This window comes from Roseateles sp. GW823-FHT07B05, from assembly GCF_058794515.1.
This window is the reverse complement of sequence record NZ_JBXAGX010000011.1, coordinates 82,460-104,564: the sequence shown is the minus strand read 5'-3', so window position 1 is coordinate 104,564 and position 22,105 is coordinate 82,460. Positions and strand designations below refer to the sequence as shown.

The following is a 22,105-nucleotide window of genomic DNA, read 5'->3' as shown; positions in this document are numbered from 1 at the left end:
TGCTAAACTGCGCCGCTTTGCGCGGCCAGGCAAACCCGCCTTGCATTGCCCCGGCCCGCCCCCAGATTCGCGCGTCATCCGGCCTTCGCCGGCCCGTGCCTCAGCCCCTGTTTCGTCACCTGCAGCATGTTGCCCAAGCTTCTCACCTCGATTTTCGGCAGCCGCAACGAGCGCCTGCTCAAAGGCTACCGCCGCACCGTGCAGCAGATCAACGCGCTGGAGCCCAAGTTCGAGGCGCTGACCGACGACGAACTGCGCGGCAAGACGGAAGAGTTCAAGCAGCGCATCACCGCCGGCGAGACGGTCGATGACATCCTGCCCGAGGCGTTTGCCGTCTGCCGCGAGGGCAGCAAGCGGGCGCTGAAGATGCGCCACTTCGACGTGCAGCTGATCGGCGGCATGGTGCTGAACGCCGGCAAGGTCGCCGAAATGCGCACCGGTGAAGGCAAGACGCTGATGGCGACGCTGCCGGTCTACCTGAATGCGCTGACCGGCAAGGGCGTCCACGTCGTCACGGTGAACGACTACCTCGCGCGCCGCGACGCCGAGTGGATGGGGCGCCTGTACAACTTCCTGGGCCTGTCGGTCGGCATCAACCTGCCGCAGATGCCGCGCGAGCAGAAGCAGAGCGCCTACGCTGCCGACGTCACCTACGGCACGAACAACGAGTACGGCTTCGACTACCTGCGCGACAACATGGTCTACGAGACGGCCGACCGCGTGCAGCGCGGCCTGGCCTACGCCATCGTCGACGAGGTGGACTCCATCCTGATCGACGAGGCGCGCACGCCGCTGATCATCTCGGGCCAGGCCGACGACCACACCGACGTCTACCTGAAGATCAACAGCGTCGTCCCCGGCCTGAAGAAGCAGATCGGCGAGCTGGATCCGCGCACGGGCGAGGGCGTCATCGAGCCGGGCGACTTCACGGTGGACGAGAAGTCGCACCAGATCCACCTGACCGAGGACGGTCACGAGAACGCCGAGCGCCTGCTGAGCCAGGCCGGCCTGATCGCCGAGGGCGCGAGCCTGTACGACGCGGCCAACATCACGCTGATGCATCACCTGAATGCAGCGCTGCGGGCCCACCACGTCTACCACCGTGACCAGAGCTACGTCGTGCAGAACGGCGAAGTCATCATCGTCGACGAGTTCACCGGCCGGCTGATGAGCGGCCGGCGCTGGAGCGACGGCCTGCACCAGGCCGTCGAGGCCAAGGAAGGCGTGCAGATCCAGGCCGAGAACCAGACGATGGCCTCGATCACGTTCCAGAACTACTTCCGCATGTACGGCAAGCTGTCCGGCATGACGGGCACGGCCGACACCGAGGCCTACGAGTTCCAGGAAATCTACGGTCTGGAGACCGTCGTCATCCCGCCGAATCGCCCCACCATCCGCAAGGACGAGCTGGACCTGGTCTACAAGACCGACAAGGAAAAGTACGCCGCCGTCATCGAGGACATCCGCGCCTGCCACACGCGTGGCCAGCCGGTGCTGGTGGGCACGACGTCCATCGAGAACTCGGAGCTGATCTCCAAGCTGCTCAACCAGGCCAAGCTGCCGCACAACGTGCTGAATGCCAAGCAGCACGAGAAGGAAGCGCAGATCGTCGCCCAGGCCGGCCGCCCGGGCGTCATCACCATCGCCACCAACATGGCCGGCCGCGGCACCGACATCGTGCTGGGCGGCAACGTCGAGAACCAGGTCAAGTTCCTGGAGGCCGACGAGTCCATCCCCGAAGGCGAGAAGGCCGCGCGCATCCAGCAGCTCAAGGACGAGTGGCAGGGCCTGCACGACAAGGTCAAGGCCGAGGGCGGCCTGCGCATCATCGCGACCGAGCGCCACGAGAGCCGCCGCATCGACAACCAGCTGCGCGGCCGTGCCGGCCGCCAGGGCGACCCGGGTTCCAGCCGCTTCTACCTGTCGCTGGACGACCAGCTGATGCGCATCTTCGCCGGTGAGCGCGTGCGCGCCATCATGGACCGGCTCAAGATGCCCGAGGGCGAGGCCATCGAGGCCGGCATCGTCACGCGCTCCATCGAAGGCGCGCAGCGCAAGGTCGAGGCGCGCAACTTCGACATCCGCAAGCAGCTGCTGGAGTACGACGACGTCTCCAACGACCAGCGCAAGGTCATCTACCAGCAGCGCAACGACATCCTCGAAGCCGAGCAACTGGTGGCGCAGATCGCGTCGCTGCGCGAGTCCACGCTGACCGACGTCGTGCGCACCTACGTGCCGGTCGAGAGCGTCGAAGAGCAGTGGGACCTGCCCGGCCTGGAGCAGGTGCTGCGCGACGAATGGCAGGTCGAGGTCTCGCTGACCGACCTCGTCAAGAAGAGCGACTCCATCACCGACGAGGAGATCGTCGAGGCCGTCGTGAAGGCCGGCGACGCGCTGTTCCAGACCAAGATCGACCGCGTCGGCATCGAGCAGTTCAACCCCTTCATGCGCATGGTGCTGCTGCAGAGCATCGACCAGCGCTGGCGCGAGCACCTGGCCGCGCTGGACTATCTGCGCCAGGGCATCCACCTGCGCGGCTACGCCCAGAAGAACCCCAAGCAGGAATACAAGCGCGAGGCCTTCGAGCTGTTCTCGCAGCTGCTGGACGTCGTGAAGATGGAAGTCACGCGCATCCTGCTGAACGTGCGCATCCAGAGCCAGGAAGAAGCCGACCGCGCCGCCGAGGCCATCGAGCGCCGCGCCGAGGCCGTGTCCAACGTGACCTACCAGCATCCCAACGAGGATGGCTCCATCAGCCAGGACGTCGACCCCGAGACGCTGCTGGAGCAGTTCGGCCATGTCGGCCGCAACGACCCCTGCCCGTGCGGCAGCGGCAAGAAGTTCAAGAGCTGCCACGGCAAGCTGGCCTGATTCCGGCGGGCCGCCACAACCCTCGCGGGCCGGCATTGCCGGCCCGTTTTCATGGGCGGCGCGGCATGTCGGGACCCCACCCATCCAGGGGGAAAACCGTGCGTTTGGGCACGAACAGACCCCCTCGCCACATGCATGGGGGGTGCTCGGGGGAGAGGCATCCCCCTAGAGTGCAGTCCAAGAGATCCCCGCCACTGGGGTTTGCCCGATAGAAGTTCCAGAAAGCTCGTCATGAAAGCCCTGTTCACCGCGATCGCAGCCGTTGTCCTGGCCACCAGCGCCTCCGCTGGCACGATCAAGATCAGCGACTTCTCGCACAAGGACCTGACCGGTGACGGCACGGCCTTCGACGACACCTACACGTTCGAGCTGGCCAGCGACACCTGGGTGGGCGGCCTGCTGACGACCGGCACGCTGCTGGGCGGCCTGCCGGCGATCGACATCCAGTCCGTCACGCTGCGCCAGCTGGGCACGGGCCTGAGCTGGGTCCAGAACGTCGCGATCAACTGGGACGTCGCCGACGGCGGCGTCGAGAAGTGGTCCATGGCCACCCAGCAACTGGCTGCCGGCAGCTGGCAGTTCGAGGTCAAGGGCGTGAGCTACATCGACAAGGCCGGCAATGGCTACACCGCCACGCTGGAACTGCCCGAGCCCGCCAGCGTTGCCCTCGCCGCCCTGGCCCTGGTGGGCGCCGGTGCCGCCAGCGCGCGCCGCCGCAAGGCCTGAGCCCCACAAGAACAACGGATGACTCCCATGAAAAGCATTGTTGCCGCCAGCCTGCTGACCGCCGGTGTCCTCGCGTCCCAGGGCGCCTCGGCCGCCAACACCGTGAACATCATCTGGGCCGGTCTGGACCAGGCGGGCACGAAGCTGACGACCATCGACAGCACCATCAACGCCAGCGTGCCCGTCACCGACGGCTACGCCACGTCGGCGCTGAACTACAGCTACGCCGCCAGCGGCGAGAGCTTCATCGCCTTCTGCATCGAGCCCAACGAAGGCAACGGCCGCAAGGGCCGCGAGTACACCTACAACGTCGCCAGCTTCGGCGGCGATCAGGCGCACAACCTGCAAGGCCTGTTCTCGACCAGCTACGCCAGCCTGGCCACCTACAACGACAAGGCCGCCTTCCAGCTGGCCGTGTGGGAACTGGTGCGCGAGACCAGCGGCACGTTCAACGTCAGCGCCGGCAGCTTCTACACGCTGGGTGACGACGTCGCCACCGCCGCCGTCGTGGCCAAGGCCACCAGCTTCCTGGCGCAGGCGCTGAGCTACAACGGCGCCGCCCAGTACTCGCTGACCAAGCTGACCAACCTGGGTGACGACGTCAACCTGGGCAAGCAGGACCTGATCGTCGCGACGCCGCTGGCCGCCGTGCCGGAACCCGAGTCCTACGCGCTGTTCCTGGCCGGCCTGGGCGCCATCGGCATGATTGCCCGCCGCCGCCTGCCGCGCTGATCGTCAGCCGTGCGACGAAAAGGCTCCTTCGGGAGCCTTTTTGCTTTTCTAGAATCCGCGGGTTTCCCTGACACCCTCACCGAGCGCGCCATGCCCGTCAATCTCTCTGCCCCCGATCCCGCCACCTTGTTGCCCGTGCCGGGCGTGCGCCTCGGCGTGACGATGGCCGGCGTGCGCAAGGCCAACCGGCGTGACCTGACCGTCATCGCGCTGGACGAGGGCGCCGCCGTGGCCGGCGTGTTCACGACCAACCGCTTCTGCGCCGCGCCGGTGCAGGTGTGCCGCGAGCACCTGGCCGGCGGCAGCGCCATCCGGGCGCTGGTCATCAACACCGGCAATGCCAACGCCGGCACCGGCGCCGACGGCCTGGCCCGTGCGCGCCAGACCTGCGAGGCGCTGGCCGGCCTGATCGGCTGCCAGCCGCAGCAGGTGCTGCCGTTCTCCACCGGCGTCATCATGGAGACGCTGCCCGTCGACCGCATCGCCGCCGGCCTGCCCGGTGCGCTGGCCGCGCTGGAGGCGGCCAACTGGGGCGAGGCCGCCGCCGGCATCATGACGACGGACACGCTGCCGAAGGCCGCATCGCGCCGCATCACGCTCGGCGGCGTGCCGGTCACGCTGACGGGCATCTCCAAGGGCGCCGGCATGATCCGCCCCAACATGGCGACGATGCTGGGCTTTGTCGCGACGGACGCCAACATCGCGCCGGCGCTGCTGCAGCCGCTGGTGAAGGAGGCCGCCGACGCGTCCTTCAACCGCATCACCATCGACGGCGACACGTCCACCAACGACTGCTTCCTGCTGATCGCCAGCCGCCAGGCGGCCCACGCCGAGATCACGTCGCTGGACAGCGCCGATGCGAAGACGCTGCGCGAGGCGCTCATCGCGCTGAGCCAGGAACTGGCCCAGGCCATCGTGCGCGACGGCGAGGGCGCCACCAAGTTCATCGCCATCACCATCGAAGGCGGCCGTGACGAGGCCGAGTGCAGGCTGGCCGCCTATGCCATCGCCCACTCGCCGCTGGTCAAGACGGCGTTCTTCGCCAGCGACCCGAACCTGGGCCGCATCCTGGCCGCCGTCGGCTATGCCGGCATCACGGACCTGGACCAGGGCCTCATCGACCTGCACCTGGACGATGTGCACGTCGTCACCCGCGGCGGCCGCCGGCCGGAGTACCGCGAGGAAGACGGCCAGCGCGTCATGAAGCAGAGCGAGATCACGATCCGCGTGGGCCTGAACCGCGGCTCGGCCAGCGCCACCGTGTGGACCTGCGACCTCAGCCACGACTACGTGACCATCAACGCGGACTACCGCAGCTGACCTCCGACGCGGAGGTCGGCGCCGGGTGAAACCCGAAGTGACCATCGGCCGGGGTGGGTGGCGCGGAGACAATCCGCGCCTTCTAGACCCCCAGGACTTCGCACGATGAAGCTCGCCCTGACCGCCGTCACCCTCGCGGCCACGCTCGCCACCTCGGCCCATGCCCAGTCGCTGACCTACCCGGTCACGCGCAAGGTCGACCAGATCGACGGCTACCACGACACCGCCGTCGCCGACCCCTACCGCTGGCTGGAAGACGACAACAGCGCCGAGACCAAGGCCTGGGTCGTCGAGCAGAACAAGGTCACGGACAAGTTCCTCGACGCCATGCCGCAGCGCCTGCCGGCGCGCCGCATCTACACCGAGCTCTACAACTTCGAGCGCTTCGGCATCCCGTTCCGCGAGGGCGGCCGCTACTTCTGGAGCCGCAACGACGGCCTGCAGCAGCAGAACGTCATCTACACGGCCAAGTCGCTGAAGGACACGCCCACGGTGGCGCTGGACCCCAACCTGCTGTCCAAGGACGGCACGGTGGCGCTGTCCGGCCTGGTGCCGTCGCGCGACGGCAAGCTGATCGCCTACGGCATCGCTGGTGCCGGCTCCGACTGGCAGACCTGGAAGGTGCGCGACCTCGCCACCGGCCAGGACCTGGACGACAAGATCGAGTGGGTCAAGTTCAGCAGCGCGGCCTGGACGGCCGACGGCAAGGGCTTCTTCTACTCGCGCTACGACGCGCCGAAGGACGGCGAGAAGCTCAAGGGCGCCAACTACTTCCAGAAGCTGTACTACCACCGCTTGGGCACGCCGCAGGCCGAGGACGTGCTCGTCACCGAGAACCGCGACGACAAGGAATGGGGCTTCGGCGCCGAGGTGTCCGACGACGGCCAGCTGCTGCTGATCAACGTCTGGAAGAGCGCCGGCAGCAAGAACGGCCTGCTGGTGCTGCCGCTGCCCAAGGGCGGCTTCTCGGGCGGCAAGCCGCAGCCCGTCACGCTGGACTTCGACGCGCTCTACAGCCCCGTCGCCGTGCACGGCAGCAAGCTGGTCGTGAAGACCGACAAGGGCGCGCCGCGTGGCAAGCTCATCGTCATCGACCTGAAGAACCCCGCGCCCGCCGGCTGGAAGACGCTGGTGGAGCAGGGCCCCGACGCCATGACCAGCGCGTCCGCCGTGGGTGGCCGCTACCTGCTGAGCTACCTGCATGACGCCGCCACGCTGGTGCGCGTGCACGGCGCCGACGGCAAGCCGCTCAGCGAGGTCAAGCTGCCCGGCGTGGGCACGGCCGGCGGCTTCGGCGGCCGCTGGAGCGACGCCGAGACCTTCTTCAGCTACACCAGCCTGACGACGCCGGCCGAGATCCATCGCTACGACGTCAAGACCGGCAAGATCGAGCTGTTCAAGAAGCCCAAGACCGCCTTCAACGCCGACGAGTTCGAAACCCGCCGCGAGTTCGTCACCAGCAAGGACGGCACGCGCTTCCCGATCTTCATCGCCGCCAGGAAGGGCCTGAAGCTGGACGGCACGAACCCGACGCTGCTGTACGGCTACGGCGGCTTCAACATCTCCATCACGCCGAGCTACGGCGTCACGTCGGCCAGCTGGCTGAAGATGGGCGGCGTCTACGTCATCGCGTCCATCCGCGGCGGCGGCGAATACGGCTCGGCCTGGCACGAAGCAGGCACGCAGCTGAAGAAGCAGAACGTGTTCGACGACTTCATCGCCGCCGGCGAATGGCTGGTCAAGAACAAGGTGGCCAGCCCCGCCACGCTGGCCATCAACGGCGGCTCCAACGGCGGCCTGCTGGTGGGCGCGGTGACCAACCAGCGCCCCGACCTGTTCGCCGCGGCCGTGCCGCAGGTGGGCGTGATGGACATGCTGCGCTACCAGAACTTCACCATCGGCTGGGCCTGGGCCACCGACTACGGCACCAGCGACAAGGCCGACATGTTCAAGGCGCTGTATGCCTACTCGCCGCTGCACAACATCAAGAACGGCGCGACCTACCCCGCCGTCATGGTGACCACGGGCGACCACGACGACCGCGTCGTGCCGGCACACAGCTTCAAGTACACCGCCGCGCTGCAGGCCGCCGACACCGGCCCGGCCCCCAAGCTGATCCGCATCGAGGTCAACGCCGGCCACGGCGCCGGCAAGCCGACTTCCAAGATCATCGAGGAGCGCAGCGACATCCTGGCGTTCATCGCGAACACCATGAAGCTCGAAGTCAAGTGATGGGGCCCCTCGCCCAGTCCCGCTGCGCTGAACGCGGGCGGATCTGGTCGGTCCCCCGAGGGGACGGCGATGCTTGCGGCGTTGAGCCGCAAGCACATCGCCAGACGGGCCGGCTTGGGGCGGCCCGGCGCTCGGCCCGTAAATCATGATGACCACCATCCGCGACCTGGGTGTCGACGATGTCGACGCCCTCCTGGCGCTGTACCAGCACCTGAACGCCGGCGACGCGCCGCCTTCGCCAGAGGCGGTGCGCCGTGTGTTCGCGCACCCGGGGCTGCGCCACTTCGGGCGGTTCGACGGGGCGCAGCTCATCGCGAGCTGCAATCTCGCCGTCATCCCCAACCTGACGCGCGGCGGGCGCAGCTACGGCGTCATCGAGAACGTTGTGACGCAGGCCGACCACCGCGGCCAGGGCCACGGCCAGGCCGTTATCCGGCATGCCATCGCGCAGGCCTGGGCCATGGACGCCTACAAGGTGGTGCTGACCACCAGCCGCAAGGACCCGGCCGTGTGGGCGTTCTACGAGCGCTGCGGCTTCAGCAGCAGCGACAAGCGCGCCTTCGTCATCCGCGCGCCCGCGGAACGCTGAGCGCTCAGCGCTGCGTCCGCAGCCACTTGCGCCAGTCGTCCACGCGGCCCAGGTAGCGGCCCACGTCGATCACCTGCCAGTCGTCGCCGCGCGCCAGCGCCGGAAAGCCCCGGCCGCCCAGGCCACTGAGTAGCGCGCGGCTGCCTGCTGCACCACTCTTCGCGCGGGGCCGCGGCAAAGCCTGGAACAAGGATGCCTGGAAGAGGCCGATGAAGGCAGCAGCTGCTGCTGCGGGCCTGCCACCGGGGACCGTCCTCTACACGTTGCGGCATTCAACGATCACGGACCTGGTCATCGATGGACTCGACCTGCTGACCGTGGCACTGCTCAGTGGGACGAGCGTTGAGATGATCGAAAAGCACTACGGGCATCTGCGCGAGGACCATTCGGCAGAGGCGCTTGCCAGTTGGCGGGAAGCGGCCTTCCCGGTGGCACGCAATGACCTCGGAATATCGTCGCGCCGGTCTCGGCGGAGTCGGCCGCCAGCCAACGAGCGCCGGACGCTGCGCGGTCAGGCCGCAGCGGCGTTGAACCGGGCCGACCCGGCCGCGCTACTTGTAGCGGTAGACCTTGATCTTCTGGATGCCGAACTTCTCCGGGGGCAGGCGCAGGTAGCGACCCTGGCCGCTCTCGTCGCCGTTCAGCCAGCGGCCGGGTACCCACTCGCCGTTCACGAACTCGCCCTCGCGGATCTGCTCGATGCCGATGCGGTAGCCGGAGATGGCGGCGGCATCGGCGAACCTGACGATGACACCCCGGCCCGCGGCCAGGAATTCGTCTTTGCCGGTCTGGATGATCAGGCCGCCGTGCGCCTTGATGTCCTGCGTGTTCTTCGGCGTGCGCGAGTCGACCATGGTCACCGTGAGCGCAAAGCCGCCCAGCTCGATCTTCCTCGGCGTTTCGTCGAGCACGCCTTCGTAGCTCAGCGGCGCCTTGAACCCGCGCATCGTGCCCTTGCCCTGGTGAGCCAGCACGACAGGCGCGATCTGGCGCAGCACGCGGTAGGCATCCGTCAACGGATCGGTCGCGAAGTTGGGCAGGGTCTCGATATGAAAGGGCGAGAAGCCGATGCCGTCCAGCTCGCCCAGCGTGTAGAAGGCGTTGCCGCCGGCGTCCGACTGGCCGGCGCGATTGGCTTCGGGCACGAACACGGGGTTGTCCGGGCGCTTGAACTGGTCGGCCCACTGGACGTAGTTCGGAAAGTAGACGTCCATGCCGATCAGGTCGATGTCCGGGCCGGCGGCCTTCCAGACGTCGAACAGGTGGGGCAGCGGGCCGGCACTCGGGTACTGGCCCGGCTTCTGGTCGGGCCGATTGAGCGCGACGTTGACGTACATGGGCAGGTTGTAGGCGGCCTTGCCTGCCTTCGTCAGCTCGTTGGCGAACACCGCGAAGCCCCAGGCCTGGAAGATCTCCTGCCCCTCGACGCCATCCCCGAACACCTCCGTCCAGGTGCCGGCTGCTTTGTCTCCCTTCGCGGCCCAGGCGTTGCGCACGTAGGGGTGCAGCGTCGACTGGTTCTTGCGCAGGTAGTTCGTCAGCGCCTGGGGCACCTGGCCCTTGAAGGCCTGCTGTGCGAGCGGGCTGTAGTCGCGCACGACGGGCAGCATGCCGATCTCGTTCTCCACCTGCACCATGACGACCGTGTGGTTCCTGTCGACGTTCTTGACGTGGGCCATGACCGCACCGAGTGCGCGCTGGTCCGCCTTGAGCGTGTCGATGTCGTAAGGACTCAGGATGTCCTGGGGCACACCCTTGTCGTCCTGCGTCTTGGCGTACTTCTGCCAGCCGTGCTTGATGTAGGGCGGCGCATAGGACGAGGTCGAGTTCTTCCATGCGCCGAACCACAACAACACCAGCTTGACGTTGTTGGCCTCGGCCTGCTGGATCAGACCGTCCACCGACGAGAAGTCGAAGCTGCCTTCCCTGGGCTCGATCTGGTCCCACTCGATGGTGGCGATGACTGTGTTCAGGCCGATGGCCTTCAGCGTGGGCCAGTACTGATTCAGGTACTTCAGGTCCGACGCCGTCGAATTGCCCAACTCGCCGCCCAGGATGAGCATGGGCTTGCCGTGCACGATCAGTTGGGTGGCCGTGCCCTGCCTGCGCAGATGGGGCTGGTCCTGCGCTGTGGCGCCCACCATGGCGAAGGCAAGGGCTAGGGCAGATATTGTCTTGAAGCGTTTGGCAGTCATGCGGCCAGTTTAGGCATGACGGCTTGTTTGTATATCCGCCGCCCGAAATGATCAGCACCCTGATTGCAGCTGCACTGCAAAACGCGACCTATATAAATGTTGGGTGCGCCGCCCTTCAATTGGATATATATCCAGTTTGACGCCATCTATTCATTTGGCAACGCTGTCCGGGTGCCGCCTCATCACCTCGCTCACAGCAAACGCGCAGAGCCTTGAGCGATACCGTGTAGGCGAGGCCGTGCCGGTCGCCGTTAAATGCAGCGCGAATCCCAGATCGATGGAATTCGATAGTCGGAATGATCATATGCATCCGACCCTGGGTGCATATCCGTCGCGATTGAGAATCGAATTGATGATGTTTGCAAACTGCCGATCCATACTGCTGAATATGCTTTTCGCCGCGCTGGCCGGCGTGGCGCCGGCCAGCGTCCTTGCCAACGTCGCGGGGGGCGGCAACGGCCAAGGCCCGGATGTATCGCTCAAGGATGAAGGCGGGGCCATCGTGCTGGACAACGGCATCGTCTCGATTCGCGTCAACAAGGCGGATGCGTCGATCAGCACGTTCAACTACCAGGGCACCAACCTGTTCGGCGACGGCTACAAGGGCGGGCGCTTCTACTGGAGCTGGAACGCACCGGCCTATGGCGGCCCTAAGGGCACGTCGACGCTGACGGTCGACCCTGCGTCCAACCATGGCGACTACGCGGAAGTGAAGATCCATAGCCCCTGGTCCGGCAAGGCTGGCGAGGCGGCGATGGATGTGGACATCTATTTCAGCCTCAAGCGCGGTGCGCACGGCTACTACGCGGCAGCCGTGCTGCACCACCCGGCGTCCTACCCGCGGACCGATATCGGCGAGTGGCGCTCCAATGCCTACGTCAGCCCGATGTTCGACTGGCTCAGCGTGGACGCGCTGCGGCAGCGACAGATGCCCACGGCTGAAGACCTGGCTGCCTCGGTGCCTGTGCCGGGTGCGCCCAAGGAGGTGACCCGCTTGACCACCGGCACATACGCCGGCCAGTACGAGTGCAAGTATTCCTACAGCGCCGACCTGGGCGAACTGAACGTCTGGGGATGGAGCAGCACGACCAAGCGCATCGGCATCTGGATGACCGTGCCCAGCCACGAGTACTACAACGGCGGCCCCATGAAGCGGGAACTGACGGGGCACATGACGCATGCGCTGTTGAACATGCTGAACGGGTCGCACTACAGCATCGGCACACAGCTGATCCTGGACGCTGGCAAAGACTTCAAGAAGACCTACGGCCCTTTCTTCGTCTACGCCAACCGTTACCAGGGCGCCGCGACCGATTCGACGAGCCAGGTGACCCAGTCGCTGTGGCGGGACGCGCAGGCCCAGGCGGATGCCGAACGCTCCGCGTGGCCTTACACGTGGTTCAAGAACGCCGACTACGTCCAGGCCTCGGGTCGTGGCCAGGTCAACGGCCAATTGCAGGTGAGCGACAGCGGCAATGCCGCCGCTACATCGGCCGGCGCCTGGGTGGGCCTCGCACCCGATGACGGTGGCACGGACTTCCAGCTGCAGGGCCGCACCTACCAGTTCTGGGTCAAGGCCGGCGCCGACGGCCGCTTCCGCATCCCGCACGTGCTGCCAGGCCCATATCACCTGCTGGCGTTCGGCGCCGGCAACATCGGCACCTTCAAGCGCGCGAACATTGAAGTGCAGGCCGGAAAGGTGTTGGACCTCGGCGCGGTGCCGTGGTCTCCCCCGCGGGTCGCGCCCACGCTGTGGGAGATCGGCATCCCCGATCGTGATACCCAGGAACTGAACGACGGTGCGTTCAACTATTCGCAGTGGGCCACCTACGAGAAGGCCGCTGCCGAGACCTCGGGCCTGACCTACACCGTCGGCAAGAGCGACTGGCGCAAGGACTGGCACTACGCGCAGTTCGGCTCGGCGCCGTGGACGATCAAGTTCGCGCTGGCCGCGACGCCTCCCATGAACGCGCCGGCGTCGCTGTACATCGCACTGGCGTCCACGCAGGCCAGCTTAGTCGTCACAGTGAACGGCACGCAGGTCGCCACCTACAAGGCTCCGCAACCCAGCCATGCACCGGTGCGCCTGGGTAGCCATGGTGCCTTTGCGGAGACGCGGATCGAGATCCCTGGCGGCCTGCTGAAGCAAGGCGCTAATGCCATTTCCCTGTCGCAAGTGTTTGCCAAGGGCAAGAGTGGCACGACGCAGTACGACTACCTGCGTCTGGAAGCCGCTGGCACGACGTTGGCGCCATGACCCTCAAGCCCAGACCCACCAAAGATTCAACGATGACCAGAACATTCAAAGCCCGTCTTCGCCAGACACTGCTGGCGGGCGGCGCCACCCTCGGCCTGCTCGCCGCCTGCAACGCCACCGCCGCGCCTAAGTGGCTGGAGGCGCTGGACCGCGGCGCCGTCGCGGTGCCGGCCATCGACGGCGGCGTGCTCGTCAGCTGGCGCCTGCTCGCCACCGACGCGCCGAAGACGACGTTCGACGTCTACCGCGACGGCCGCAAGCTCAATGCGAAGCCGCTGGGCGGCGGCACCAACTTCGTCGACAAGGCCGGCACGCCGCAGTCGACCTATGTGGTGCGCACCCGCATCAACGGCCGCGACATCGAGCGCACGGCACCGGTCAAGGTCTGGGCCGAGGGCTATCTCAGCATCCCCATCCAGCAGCCCGAGGGCGGCGTTACGCCGGCCGGCGAGGCCTACACCTACACGGCCCACGAGGCCAGCGTCGCGGACCTGGACGGTGACGGCCGTTACGAGATCATCCTGAAGTGGGACCCGACCAACGCCAAGGACAACGCCTTCCACGGCTACACCGGTCCGGTCTACCTCGATGCCTACACGCTGGACGGCCAGCGGCTGTGGCGCATCGACCTCGGCAAAAACATCCGCGCCGGCGCGCACTACACGCAGTTCCAGGTCTTCGACTACGACGGCGACGGCCGTGCCGAACTGGCCGTGCGCACCAGCGACGGCACGGTCGACGGCACCGGTCAGGTCCTGGGCGACGCGAACGCCGACTGGCGCGAAACCGGCGGCGAGGTGCCGTCCACCGACCGCACCGGCGGCAAGCCGCAGCCCGACGGCACGCTGGTCGCGCCGCTGCAGGGCCGCATCCTGAAGGGCCCCGAGTTCCTGACGATCTTCGACGGCGCGACCGGCGAGGCGCTGGCCAGCGAACCCTACTGGCCGGCGCGCGCCCCCCGCACCGACGCGCCGACGGCCGCGCAGATGAAGGAGGTCTGGGGCGACGGCTACGCCAACCGCTCCGACCGTTTCCTGGCCGGCACGGCCTATCTCGACGGCGAGCGCCCCAGCATCGTCATGGCCCGCGGCTACTACGCGCACACGACGCTGGCCGCCTGGGATTGGCGCGACGGCAGGCTGACCAAACGCTGGACCTTCGACAGCACCGAGCCGGGCAACGAGGCCTTCGGCGGCCAGGGCAACCACCAGCTCAGCGTGGCCGACGTGGACGGCGACGGCCGGGACGAAGTCATCTACGGCTCGATGGTCGTCGGCAGCGACGGCAAGGGGCTGTGGAGTTCCGGCCTACTGCACGGCGACGCGATGGCCGTCAGCGACCTGGACCCGGGCCACCCGGGCCTGGAGAAATTCGGCGCCCACGAGGTGGTAGGGCGCAACGGAGGCATCGGCGCGGCCATGCTGGACGCACGCACGGGCAAGGTGCTGTGGAGCACGCCGGCGGACAAGGACACCGGCCGCGGCGTCGCCGCCGACATCGACCCGCGCTTCCCCGGCGCCGAGGCCTGGGCCACCAACCAGGACGCGCTGTACACCGCGCAGGGCAAGCCCATTGACGGCGTCAAGCGGCCCAGGGAGCTGAGCTTCTTCGTCTGGTGGGATGGCGACGACCTGCGCGAGATGTTCGACAAGAACCGCATTACCAAGTGGGACTGGCTGGCAGGCACGTCGCGCACGCTGCTGGAGGCGACCGGCGCGACGCACACCAGCGGCACGAAGAACGTGCCCGTCGTGTCAGCCGACCTGTTCGGCGACTGGCGCGAAGAAGTCGTGTGGCACACGCCGGACGAGAAGTTCCTGCGCATCTACACGACGCCCCATCCCACCGACCGGCGCCTCTTCACGCTGATGCACGACGCGCAGTACCGCGTCGCCATCGCCTGGCAGAACACCGCCTACAACCAGCCGCCGTATCCGAGCTTCTTCATCGGTGCCGGCATGAAGGAGCCGCCGGTGGCGAAGATCGTTGCGCGTCGCTGGACAGCACCGAAGTGAACGTGCATCCCGATGGCACTGGCGCGGCAGAAAAATCGGTCCCGTAGGACCAGCTCGTTCGAGGGCCGGCCAGCAGGCGCAGTGTCGACGGCGTAAGACCTTGACTAGCGGAATAGAAAAGGTTTCGTATCAGCCGTGTAGCGGGAATATCGACAATATTTATATGCATTCGAGCAGGCGACGATGGGAACTCAAGATCCGGCTTGCCGACCGATTTAGTGTGGCGTCGGAATAGAAAAATCCATAAAATCCCCTCCAGATGGGAGCCTTGCCATCTTTTGTATTCCGAGAACTCCTGGCGGAGGTGCCGCGAGGTTTGCCCATGCCGACCACCTGGCTGCAGGCGCGCGGCTTGACCGCAAAGCAGGTGTCAAGGCTTGCGCAGGATGGCTGGCTTGAGCGCCTCGGGCACGGTTTCTACATCCTCCCGGGGGACCAGTTGGGCCGTGATGCCAGCTTGGCCCGCTTGGCGGAATTGATACCGGGCCTGCATGTGGGTGGGAAGACTGCGCTTGCCTGGCGAGGCGTGCGGCACACCTAGCCGTCAAAGATCGGCGCGCCACTCGGCGCCCATGGAGCGGCGGGCGTCGTCCATGAACAGCCCGCCCGCGTGGGCCTGGACCGGCACCAGCTCGCGGGCGGCCTGCACCAGCGGCGACGCCGCCCAGCACCAGCCGCACAAGGGGTCGTGCACGTAGTGCAGCCGGGTCACCACTTCATCTCCCCCTTGTTGACCTTGGCGCCGATGTCCAGCGCGATGCCGAGGCCCGCGTCCGGGTAGGCCTGCTGCAGCGTGCCGATCAGCGCCGCGGCGTTGGCGGCCTTGGGCAGTTCGGTCTCGAAGCGGGCGAGGTAGTCCTGCGTCCAGCGGATCTGCGTGGCGTCCTGCGGCGTGCCGGCGCGGCTGTGGCCGGGGATGACGCGCAGCGGCTGCAGCGCGGCCATGGCCGACAGCTTGTCGCGCCAGGCGGCACGCTCCTGCACGGTCGGCGTGTCGGCCGTCCACACATGCAGGCCGGCAAACACGTTGACGCCACCGGCGATGGTGCGCAGAGACGGGATCCAGACATAGCTGCGGTGCGCCAGCGTGTCGTCCAGACCGCGGATCTCCAGCTTCTCGCCCTCCAGCTCGATGACCGGCGTGGCCAGCGCCTCGGGCAGCGGCACGGCCTGCGGCGCGTTGGCGCCCAGGCGCGGGCCCCACACCTGCAGCTTGGTCGGCAGCGTGGCTTCGATCTTCTTCAGCGTCGGCGCGGTCGCGACGACGCGGGCCTGCGGGAAGAAGGCCTTCAGCACGCCGATGCCGAAGTAGAAGTCCGGGTCGGCCTGGCTGATGTAGATGGTGGTCAGCGTCTTCTTGCTGTCCAGCACCAGGGCGGCGATGCGCAGCGCGTCGGCGCGCGTGAAGCCGGTGTCCAGCAGCACGGCGTCGGTCTTGCCGCTGACGAGCACCGCGTTGACGTGGAAGCTGCCGGCGTCGGCGTTGTAGACCTGCAGCGTCAGCGGCGCCGGGGTGGCGGCAGGTGCGGCGGCCTGGGCGCCGGCGTCGGTGACGCCCAGCGTGAGCGCGGCCAGCGGCAGGGCGAAGCGGCGCAGCGTCTTGAGGGGGTTCATGGCGGTCCTTGGAGAGGTGGAAGGAATGACTTGCACTCTATTTGCGCTGGTTGAATGAATAAACGCCGCTAGAGTCGATGCTTTGTCAACCAGATCGAGCAAATGTCCTAGAAGCGGCAGTCGACCGCTTGCTACTGATCGAAAGTCTCAATGCATCAAGACCTTGCTCACGGTGCCACGTCCACCACGTCGGGCAGCAGCGCTGCAGGCCCGCTGGCCCGCCGCTTCGGGCCGCTGGCTGCGTTGCTCCTTCTCGTGGGCATGAGCCCACGTCGTCGTCGCGCCTTGCCAGCCGCCCGCCTCGGCGCGCCCTCGGGCCTGCTCAACTGCCGCTTCTAGGACCATGGACCGCCTGATCGCGATGCAGGTGTTCGTGGAGGTGGCCGAGCGTGGCAGCCTGACGCAGGCGGCCGACGCGCTGGACATGTCGCGGGCGATGGTGTCGCGCTACCTGGAGAGCGTGGAGCGCTGGCTGGGCGCGCGGCTGCTGCAGCGCACCACGCGGCGTGTCAGCCTCACCGAGGCGGGTGGCGGCGCGCTGCTGCGCTGCCGGCAGATGCTGGAGCTGGCCCGCGAGGCCGAGGCCGCCGCCGGTGAGCAGCAGCTGGCGCCGCGCGGCCGGCTGCGCGTGACGGCCAGCGCCTCGCTGGCGCAGGCACGGCTGGCCGCGGCGGTGGCCGACTTCCTGGCCCGGCACCCTGACTGCGAGGTGGAGCTCGTCGTGCTGGAGCGCGCCGTCAACCTCGTCGAGGAGCGCATCGACCTGGCCGTGCGCATCAGCAACCAGCTGGACCCGGGTCTGGTGGCGCGGCCGCTGGGGCGCTTCAACTCGGTGCTGTGCGCCACGCCCGGCTACCTCGCCGGCGCGCCGCCGCTGCAGACGCCCGAGGACCTGCGCCAGCACCGCTGCGTGACGCATGCTTACGTCAACCGCAGCGACTACGCGCTGCAGCAGGCCGGCCAGTGGCTGCGGGTGCCGGTGCGCTCGGTGCTGCAGAGCAACGACGCGGGCGTCATGCACCGCGCCGTGCTGGCCGGCGCGGGCCTGGCCATCCTGCCGGACTACCTCGTCGACGACGACCTGCGCGCGGGCCGCCTGGTGCGCGTGCTGCCGGGTTGCGAGCCCGAGTCGCATGGCATCCACGGCGTCTACCTGTCGCGGCAGTACCAGCCGCTGGCGCTGCGGCTGCTGCTGGACTTCCTGGCCGAGCGGTTCGGCGCGCCGGCCTAGAAGTTGACGGCCTTGGTCTTCAGCCCGCGCGCCACCAGCGTGGCGTTGATGAGCTGGGCCTGCTCACGGCTGGGGAAGGGCCAGACCGTGGCGCGCCAGCCCTCGGGCGTCTGGATGACGTCGGCCTGCAGCGCGTCGGGGTTGCCGTGCACGCCCTTCAAGCCGTCCTTCATCTTCTTCAGCAGCGCCTCGGCGTCGGCCTTGCTGCCCGGCGGGCCCACCAGTGCCACCGCGATCTTGGCGGGCGACTCGGCCATGCGCACCAGGCGCGGGTCGACGGGCTCGGCGGGTTTCTCGGCCGCCTTTTGCCCGGCCTTTTCGGGGGATTTCTCAGCGGGGCTGGTACCCGGTTTTTCCGGCACCTTGCCCGCCGCCTCGGTGGCCGGCGGCTGCACCGGCTTGTCGGCGCGCAGCGGCGGCCGGGCGACGCCATCGGCGCGCTCGACCAGGCGCGGGCGGATGTCGGGTTGCGAGGCGCCGCTCGCGCCCGGCTCGGGCAGTGACGCCGCGGGCAGTGACGCCGCGGGCAGGGGCACCGTAGCAGGCACCGTCGCCTGCGAGTCTGAGGCGGCGTCAGGCGCGGAGGCGGCCTCCGCCGCACTGGCCGCCGAAGCCGGTGCTGCCGGCCCCACCGGCGGCGCCTCCGCGGCCGGTGCCGAGGCGGCGACCACCGGGGCAGGCAGCGGCTCGGCCGCGTGGCGTGGCCACAGCGCCCAGGCCGCCACGGCGCCCAGCAGGGCGGCCACCGCGGCGGCGATCGCCACGCGCCGCGGATCCCACAGGCGCCGGCCGATGATCTGCGACGGGATGCCGCGGCCGCACAGCACGCGTGTGCGCGCGCTGCCCACGTCGATGCCAGCGCTCATCAGGTACAGCTCGAACGGCCAGCCGCCGTGGGTGCTGGCCAGCTTCTCGTCGATGACGATGACGCGCCAGGGCTGGGACTCGGGCGTCGCGGGCGGCTCGGCAAAACCGTGGGCCAGCGCGAAGCGCTCGATGCGGCCGACGCCCAGCCCCGGTAGGAACTTCTCGCTGAAGGCCCGCCACTGCGTGCGCGGCTGGCGCCCCGGCAGCAGCCCGGCGAGCCGCGCGGGCAGTGCCTGCAGCCGCTGCAGCCACACCGTGCCGCGCGACACCGGCGGCGAGCCGTGCAGCTCGTCGAACGCGCTGACCGCGTCCGTCAGCACCGGCTCGGCAAAGCCGCCCGCCTGCGCCGTCGCGCGCACGAAGGGCAGGGCGACGACGCCCACCGTGTGCACGTCGCCCACGCCGATGCGGCGGGCGAGGGGGTGGCGGTTGTGCCAGTCGACGATCTGTTCGGGCAGGCGCTCCATGACTTGTTGATCTTCGCCCAGCGCTGCGCCTGCGGCGCCGCGAACAGCGGGCTGAAGTCAGGCCAGTTGCTTCAGCAGCCAGGCGTTGATCGCCTCGATCTCCTCGGCGCACACCGAGTGCGGCATCGGGTAGTCGTGCCATTCGACGTCATGGCCCAGCGCGCGCAGCGCGTCGCGGCTGGCGGCGCCGCGGGCCGGCGGCACGATGGGGTCCTGCGTGCCGTGGGCCAGGAAGAGGGGCAGGTGCGCGTTGGCGGCATGGCGCTCGGCAGCCGTCGTCGCGGCCAGCGGCAGGTAGCCCGACATGCCCACGGCGCCGCCCAGCCGCTCGGGGTAGCGCAGCGCCGTCATCAGCGTCATCGCGCAGCCTTGCGAGAAGCCCATCAGCACGATGCGGTTAGCCGGCACGCCGCGGGCCCGCTCGGCGTCGATGAGGGCGCTGATCTGCGCGCACGACTCGCGCAGCCCGCCCTCGTCCTCCTCGCGCACCAGGTCGGTGACGCGGATGTCGTACCAGGCGCGCATCACGTAGCCGCCGTTGATCGTCACCGGCCGCTGCGGCGCGTGCGGGAACACGTAGCGCACCGAGCCCAGTGCCGCCAGGTCCAGCTCGCCGCAGATGGGCACGAAGTCGTAGCCGTCGGCGCCCAGGCCGTGCAGCACGATGATCGTCGTGCGCGGGTTGGGGGCGGTCTCGATGACGTGGGTCTCAAGCATGGGGGTTCCAGTCCTTTTTCAGCAATTCGAACGACCTGTCGCCGTGCGCGTCCACGCCGTCGCCGAGGGGGCGCCAGCCGGCGCGGCGGTAGAAGGCCTCGGCCCGTGAGCCGGGCTGCGTGCCCAGGTCCAGCCGCTCATGGCCCTGCGCGAACAGCCAGCCCACCATGACGTCGTGCAGCTGCCGGCCGTAGCCCCGGCCGTGCAGCGCCGGGTCCACGAACATGGCCCAGATGTGGCCGTCGCGCGCGTCGGCGATGGCGAAGCCGGCGATCTTCAGGTTCGGCGCGGGCTCAAGCTCGACGACCCAGCCGCGGCCCAGCTCCTCCAGGTAGGCATGCAGCTCGGCGTCGGAGATGCGGCCCGGCGTCAGCGTGTTCTCGGTGACGGCGTAGCGCACGCGCCAGAGTTCGGCGGTGTCGTCGCGGGTGGCTTGGCGCAGGTGTGACATGCCGTCATTGTCGCGACAGCCGGCGGCGCCGCGCCGGCTGATGATGGTGGCCATGGGAAGCCTCTACCTCGTTCGCCACGGCCAGGCCAGTTTCGGCGCGGCCGACTACGACCAGCTCAGCCCCCGCGGCCATGAGCAATGCCGGCTGCTGGGCGCCTACTGGCGTGCACGCGGCCAGCGCTTCGACGCCGTGTTCACCGGCACGCTGCGCCGGCATGCGCAGTCGCTGGCAGGCATCGTCGAGGGCTTCGGCGACGACCTGCCGGCCGTTGCGCTGCCGGGCCTGAACGAGTACGACAGCGAGGCCATCGTGCGCGCCGTCCACCCGGGGCCGCTGGGCAAGCCCACCGATGCCGAGTCGGTCAAGCAGCATTTCCGGCTGCTGCGCACGGGCCTGCTGGCCTGGATGCACGGCGAGACGGCCCCCGCGGGCATGCCCATGCACGCCGACTTTGCCGCCGGCGTGGCCGACGCGCTGGCCCGCGTGCTGGCGCTGGGCGTTGGCAAACAGGTGCTCATCGTCTCCAGCGGCGGCCCCATCTCCACCGCCGTGGGCCAGGTGCTGGCCTGCCCGGCGGAGAGCGTCGTGGAGCTGAACCTGCGGCTGCGCAACGCGGCCGTCACCGAGTTCGTGTTCAACCCGAAGCGGCATCACCTCGTGACCTTCAACACGCTGCCGCACCTGGACACCGCAGAGACGAGAGAGCTGGCCACGCACGCCTGACGGCCCGGTCCGCCTAGGCTCTGCATGCTTCCCCGGCGGGCTGGGGGAAGACGTCTACTTGTGGCCTGAGGTCGCCTGTGCCAGCGCCGCCGCGGCGGCAGGCCAAGCCCGGCCAACCTGGGCGAGTCCCACATCCAGCGCTTTGCGCCACGCAGGGCCCCGTGCGCGAGTCTGCTCAACCATTTCCACAATGGTGTCGGGATCGCGCTGGATGAAGTAGTCAATGAGCGCCGCGGCCTGGGCGATGTCCTTCTTCGTCTTGGACCGGCTGTCCCCGGTGCGTTCCGCCGCGACCAGCAGTTTTCCTACTGCGTAGGCAGCCGGGGTTGGCAGGTTGACGACGATTGCCGAGGTGCTGCCCAGCAGGGCTGCGGGGATGGGCGCCTCAAGCGCGAGCTCCATGAAGCGTAGCGGCTGCAAGGTCACGTTCAGCGCGGGGCACGCAACCGGCTCATCGCCGGCGCGGGTTCTTGAAGTCAGCCAGTCCAGATCGAAATCGGGTTCGTCCGGCTTGATGTAGCGCGTGCCCGAGTTCACCGGCACGAAGCCCATCTGCAGTGAATCGATGGCCGAGTGCGCGTCGACACGGGCATCGGGTGCCAACGCAAGCGACAAGTTGCGGCCGGCGTGCGCGAAGTCCAAGTCAACCGTCTGGCCCGGGTCTCCCCAGAGTACGCCCAGGACATTCTGGTACGCCAAGAAGGCGTGCGTGCCAACCAAGAGAGCTCCGGCGGAGAACACGCCGTGGTCCGCAAGGCGCTTCAATACCCGGAAGTGCTTGGGAGCGACGGTGTAGCAGCCCAGGGCCGCGGCGGCATTGGCGAGTTTGCGCAAGTGCTCTTGATGGGCGCTCGCAGTTTCATTGCGAGACGCTTCAATGAGGGCGCGTGTCGACTCATCGTCGGGGCCGACATAGATTTGCTCCAGGCCTGCGGGGCCTTTGCGTTGGTAGTACCAGTACTGCTTGCCGTGGACTTGCTTGGATGAGAATCCGCCCGGCAAGTCTGCTGGCGATCGATTCAGCTGGGCCATGCGTGTTGCCGAGAGCACCGACGAGTACGCGGCTTGGGCGGCAACGCTGTGATCGACGAACATGT

The 22,105-nt window shown here is 68.2% G+C and carries 19 protein-coding genes; 11 read left to right on the top strand and 8 right to left on the bottom strand.

The window, feature by feature from the left end; genetic code table 11:
• Positions 1-126: 126 nt before the first annotated feature.
• From secA to AC1Q7O_RS21155, 6 genes are all read left to right on the top strand, one after another.
• Positions 127-2,871 (top strand): preprotein translocase subunit SecA, encoded by a 2,745-nt coding sequence (secA, locus tag AC1Q7O_RS21180; RefSeq protein WP_492660415.1) that lies wholly within the window; start codon positions 127-129, stop codon positions 2,869-2,871.
• Positions 2,872-3,102: 231 nt separating this feature from the next.
• Positions 3,103-3,597 carry an FxDxF family PEP-CTERM protein gene (locus AC1Q7O_RS21175; RefSeq protein ID WP_492660414.1) on the top strand — a complete coding sequence of 165 codons (495 nt, stop codon included), beginning with the start codon at positions 3,103-3,105 and terminating at the stop codon, positions 3,595-3,597.
• 27 nt (positions 3,598-3,624) lie between these two features.
• Positions 3,625-4,329, top strand: a complete 705-nt coding sequence (locus AC1Q7O_RS21170; RefSeq protein WP_492660413.1) for a PEP-CTERM sorting domain-containing protein — start codon at positions 3,625-3,627, stop codon at positions 4,327-4,329.
• Between the two features lie 90 nt (positions 4,330-4,419).
• Positions 4,420-5,649, top strand: coding sequence for a bifunctional glutamate N-acetyltransferase/amino-acid acetyltransferase ArgJ (gene argJ, locus AC1Q7O_RS21165; protein WP_492660412.1), 1,230 nt, complete (start codon positions 4,420-4,422; stop codon positions 5,647-5,649).
• 105 nt (positions 5,650-5,754) lie between these two features.
• The gene (locus AC1Q7O_RS21160) at positions 5,755-7,881 is read left to right on the top strand and encodes a prolyl oligopeptidase family serine peptidase (RefSeq protein ID WP_492660411.1); all 2,127 of its coding nucleotides are present in this window, start codon (positions 5,755-5,757) and stop codon (positions 7,879-7,881) included.
• A 145-nt stretch (positions 7,882-8,026) separates the two neighbouring features.
• Positions 8,027-8,470 carry a GNAT family N-acetyltransferase gene (locus tag AC1Q7O_RS21155; RefSeq protein WP_492660410.1) on the top strand — a complete coding sequence of 148 codons (444 nt, stop codon included), beginning with the start codon at positions 8,027-8,029 and terminating at the stop codon, positions 8,468-8,470.
• A gap of 4 nt (positions 8,471-8,474) precedes the next feature.
• On the opposite strand, the gene AC1Q7O_RS21150 is transcribed toward AC1Q7O_RS21155, so the two are convergent.
• The gene (locus tag AC1Q7O_RS21150) at positions 8,475-8,660 is read right to left on the bottom strand and encodes a hypothetical protein (protein ID WP_492660409.1); all 186 of its coding nucleotides are present in this window, start codon (positions 8,658-8,660) and stop codon (positions 8,475-8,477) included.
• A 361-nt stretch (positions 8,661-9,021) separates the two neighbouring features.
• Positions 9,022-10,665, bottom strand: a complete 1,644-nt coding sequence (locus AC1Q7O_RS21145; RefSeq protein ID WP_492660408.1) for a GH35 family beta-galactosidase — start codon at positions 10,663-10,665, stop codon at positions 9,022-9,024.
• A 388-nt stretch (positions 10,666-11,053) separates the two neighbouring features.
• Between AC1Q7O_RS21145 and AC1Q7O_RS21140 the strand changes: the two genes are divergently transcribed.
• The 3 genes from AC1Q7O_RS21140 (at position 11,054) to AC1Q7O_RS21130 (ending at position 15,478) form a co-directional block, all read left to right on the top strand.
• Complete coding sequence (locus AC1Q7O_RS21140; RefSeq protein ID WP_492660407.1) at positions 11,054-12,922, top strand: polysaccharide lyase family protein; 1,869 nt, start codon at positions 11,054-11,056, stop codon at positions 12,920-12,922.
• Between the two features lie 32 nt (positions 12,923-12,954).
• Entirely contained in the window at positions 12,955-14,937 is a 1,983-nt protein-coding gene (locus AC1Q7O_RS21135; RefSeq protein WP_492660406.1) for a rhamnogalacturonan lyase, read from the top strand.
• Positions 14,938-15,196: 259 nt separating this feature from the next.
• Positions 15,197-15,478, top strand: a complete 282-nt coding sequence (locus AC1Q7O_RS21130) for an AbiEi antitoxin N-terminal domain-containing protein (RefSeq protein ID WP_492660405.1) — start codon at positions 15,197-15,199, stop codon at positions 15,476-15,478.
• A gap of 3 nt (positions 15,479-15,481) precedes the next feature.
• Here the strand turns inward: AC1Q7O_RS21130 and AC1Q7O_RS21125 are convergent, their stop codons facing one another.
• Both AC1Q7O_RS21125 and AC1Q7O_RS21120 read right to left on the bottom strand, forming a co-directional pair.
• On the bottom strand, positions 15,482-15,649 hold the full coding sequence (locus tag AC1Q7O_RS21125) for a hypothetical protein (RefSeq protein WP_492660404.1): 168 nt from the start codon (positions 15,647-15,649) through the stop codon (positions 15,482-15,484).
• Entirely contained in the window at positions 15,646-16,551 is a 906-nt protein-coding gene (locus AC1Q7O_RS21120) for an MBL fold metallo-hydrolase (protein WP_492660403.1), read from the bottom strand. Before AC1Q7O_RS21120 ends, AC1Q7O_RS21125 begins: the two co-directional genes overlap by 4 nt.
• Before the next feature lie 343 nt (positions 16,552-16,894).
• Between AC1Q7O_RS21120 and AC1Q7O_RS21115 the strand changes: the two genes are divergently transcribed.
• On the top strand, positions 16,895-17,782 hold the full coding sequence (locus tag AC1Q7O_RS21115) for a LysR family transcriptional regulator (RefSeq protein WP_492660401.1): 888 nt from the start codon (positions 16,895-16,897) through the stop codon (positions 17,780-17,782).
• Here AC1Q7O_RS21115 and AC1Q7O_RS21110 read toward each other — a convergent pair.
• From AC1Q7O_RS21110 to AC1Q7O_RS21100, 3 genes are read right to left on the bottom strand one after another with little or no spacing between them, the layout of a single operon-like run.
• Positions 17,779-19,116, bottom strand: a complete 1,338-nt coding sequence (locus AC1Q7O_RS21110; protein WP_492660400.1) for a hypothetical protein — start codon at positions 19,114-19,116, stop codon at positions 17,779-17,781. The genes AC1Q7O_RS21115 and AC1Q7O_RS21110 overlap by 4 nt on opposite strands.
• Positions 19,117-19,173: 57 nt before the next feature.
• Entirely contained in the window at positions 19,174-19,833 is a 660-nt protein-coding gene (locus AC1Q7O_RS21105) for an alpha/beta hydrolase (RefSeq protein WP_492660399.1), read from the bottom strand.
• Positions 19,826-20,338, bottom strand: coding sequence for a GNAT family N-acetyltransferase (locus tag AC1Q7O_RS21100; protein WP_492660398.1), 513 nt, complete (start codon positions 20,336-20,338; stop codon positions 19,826-19,828). Before AC1Q7O_RS21100 ends, AC1Q7O_RS21105 begins: the two co-directional genes overlap by 8 nt.
• Here AC1Q7O_RS21100 and AC1Q7O_RS21095 point away from each other — a divergent pair.
• On the top strand, positions 20,337-21,008 hold the full coding sequence (locus AC1Q7O_RS21095; protein WP_492660397.1) for a histidine phosphatase family protein: 672 nt from the start codon (positions 20,337-20,339) through the stop codon (positions 21,006-21,008). The genes AC1Q7O_RS21100 and AC1Q7O_RS21095 overlap by 2 nt on opposite strands.
• A gap of 54 nt (positions 21,009-21,062) precedes the next feature.
• On the opposite strand, the gene AC1Q7O_RS21090 is transcribed toward AC1Q7O_RS21095, so the two are convergent.
• Positions 21,063-22,103 (bottom strand): GSU2403 family nucleotidyltransferase fold protein, encoded by a 1,041-nt coding sequence (locus tag AC1Q7O_RS21090; protein WP_492660396.1) that lies wholly within the window; start codon positions 22,101-22,103, stop codon positions 21,063-21,065.
• Positions 22,104-22,105: the final 2 nt, after the last annotated feature.

Coding starts and splice junctions, on each gene's coding strand:
- secA (WP_492660415.1), top strand. CDS start 127: ATGTTGCCCAAGCTTCTCACCTCGATTTTCGGCAGCCGCAACGAGCGC.
- AC1Q7O_RS21175 (WP_492660414.1), top strand. CDS start 3,103: ATGAAAGCCCTGTTCACCGCGATCGCAGCCGTTGTCCTGGCCACCAGC.
- AC1Q7O_RS21170 (WP_492660413.1), top strand. CDS start 3,625: ATGAAAAGCATTGTTGCCGCCAGCCTGCTGACCGCCGGTGTCCTCGCG.
- argJ (WP_492660412.1), top strand. CDS start 4,420: ATGCCCGTCAATCTCTCTGCCCCCGATCCCGCCACCTTGTTGCCCGTG.
- AC1Q7O_RS21160 (WP_492660411.1), top strand. CDS start 5,755: ATGAAGCTCGCCCTGACCGCCGTCACCCTCGCGGCCACGCTCGCCACC.
- AC1Q7O_RS21155 (WP_492660410.1), top strand. CDS start 8,027: ATGATGACCACCATCCGCGACCTGGGTGTCGACGATGTCGACGCCCTC.
- AC1Q7O_RS21145 (WP_492660408.1), bottom strand. CDS start 10,665: ATGACTGCCAAACGCTTCAAGACAATATCTGCCCTAGCCCTTGCCTTC.
- AC1Q7O_RS21140 (WP_492660407.1), top strand. CDS start 11,054: ATGCTTTTCGCCGCGCTGGCCGGCGTGGCGCCGGCCAGCGTCCTTGCC.
- AC1Q7O_RS21135 (WP_492660406.1), top strand. CDS start 12,955: ATGACCAGAACATTCAAAGCCCGTCTTCGCCAGACACTGCTGGCGGGC.
- AC1Q7O_RS21130 (WP_492660405.1), top strand. CDS start 15,197: ATGGGAGCCTTGCCATCTTTTGTATTCCGAGAACTCCTGGCGGAGGTG.
- AC1Q7O_RS21120 (WP_492660403.1), bottom strand. CDS start 16,551: ATGAACCCCCTCAAGACGCTGCGCCGCTTCGCCCTGCCGCTGGCCGCG.
- AC1Q7O_RS21115 (WP_492660401.1), top strand. CDS start 16,895: ATGGACCGCCTGATCGCGATGCAGGTGTTCGTGGAGGTGGCCGAGCGT.
- AC1Q7O_RS21110 (WP_492660400.1), bottom strand. CDS start 19,116: ATGGAGCGCCTGCCCGAACAGATCGTCGACTGGCACAACCGCCACCCC.
- AC1Q7O_RS21105 (WP_492660399.1), bottom strand. CDS start 19,833: ATGCTTGAGACCCACGTCATCGAGACCGCCCCCAACCCGCGCACGACG.
- AC1Q7O_RS21095 (WP_492660397.1), top strand. CDS start 20,337: ATGGGAAGCCTCTACCTCGTTCGCCACGGCCAGGCCAGTTTCGGCGCG.
- AC1Q7O_RS21100 (WP_492660398.1), bottom strand. CDS start 20,338: ATGGCCACCATCATCAGCCGGCGCGGCGCCGCCGGCTGTCGCGACAAT.
- AC1Q7O_RS21090 (WP_492660396.1), bottom strand. CDS start 22,103: ATGTTCGTCGATCACAGCGTTGCCGCCCAAGCCGCGTACTCGTCGGTG.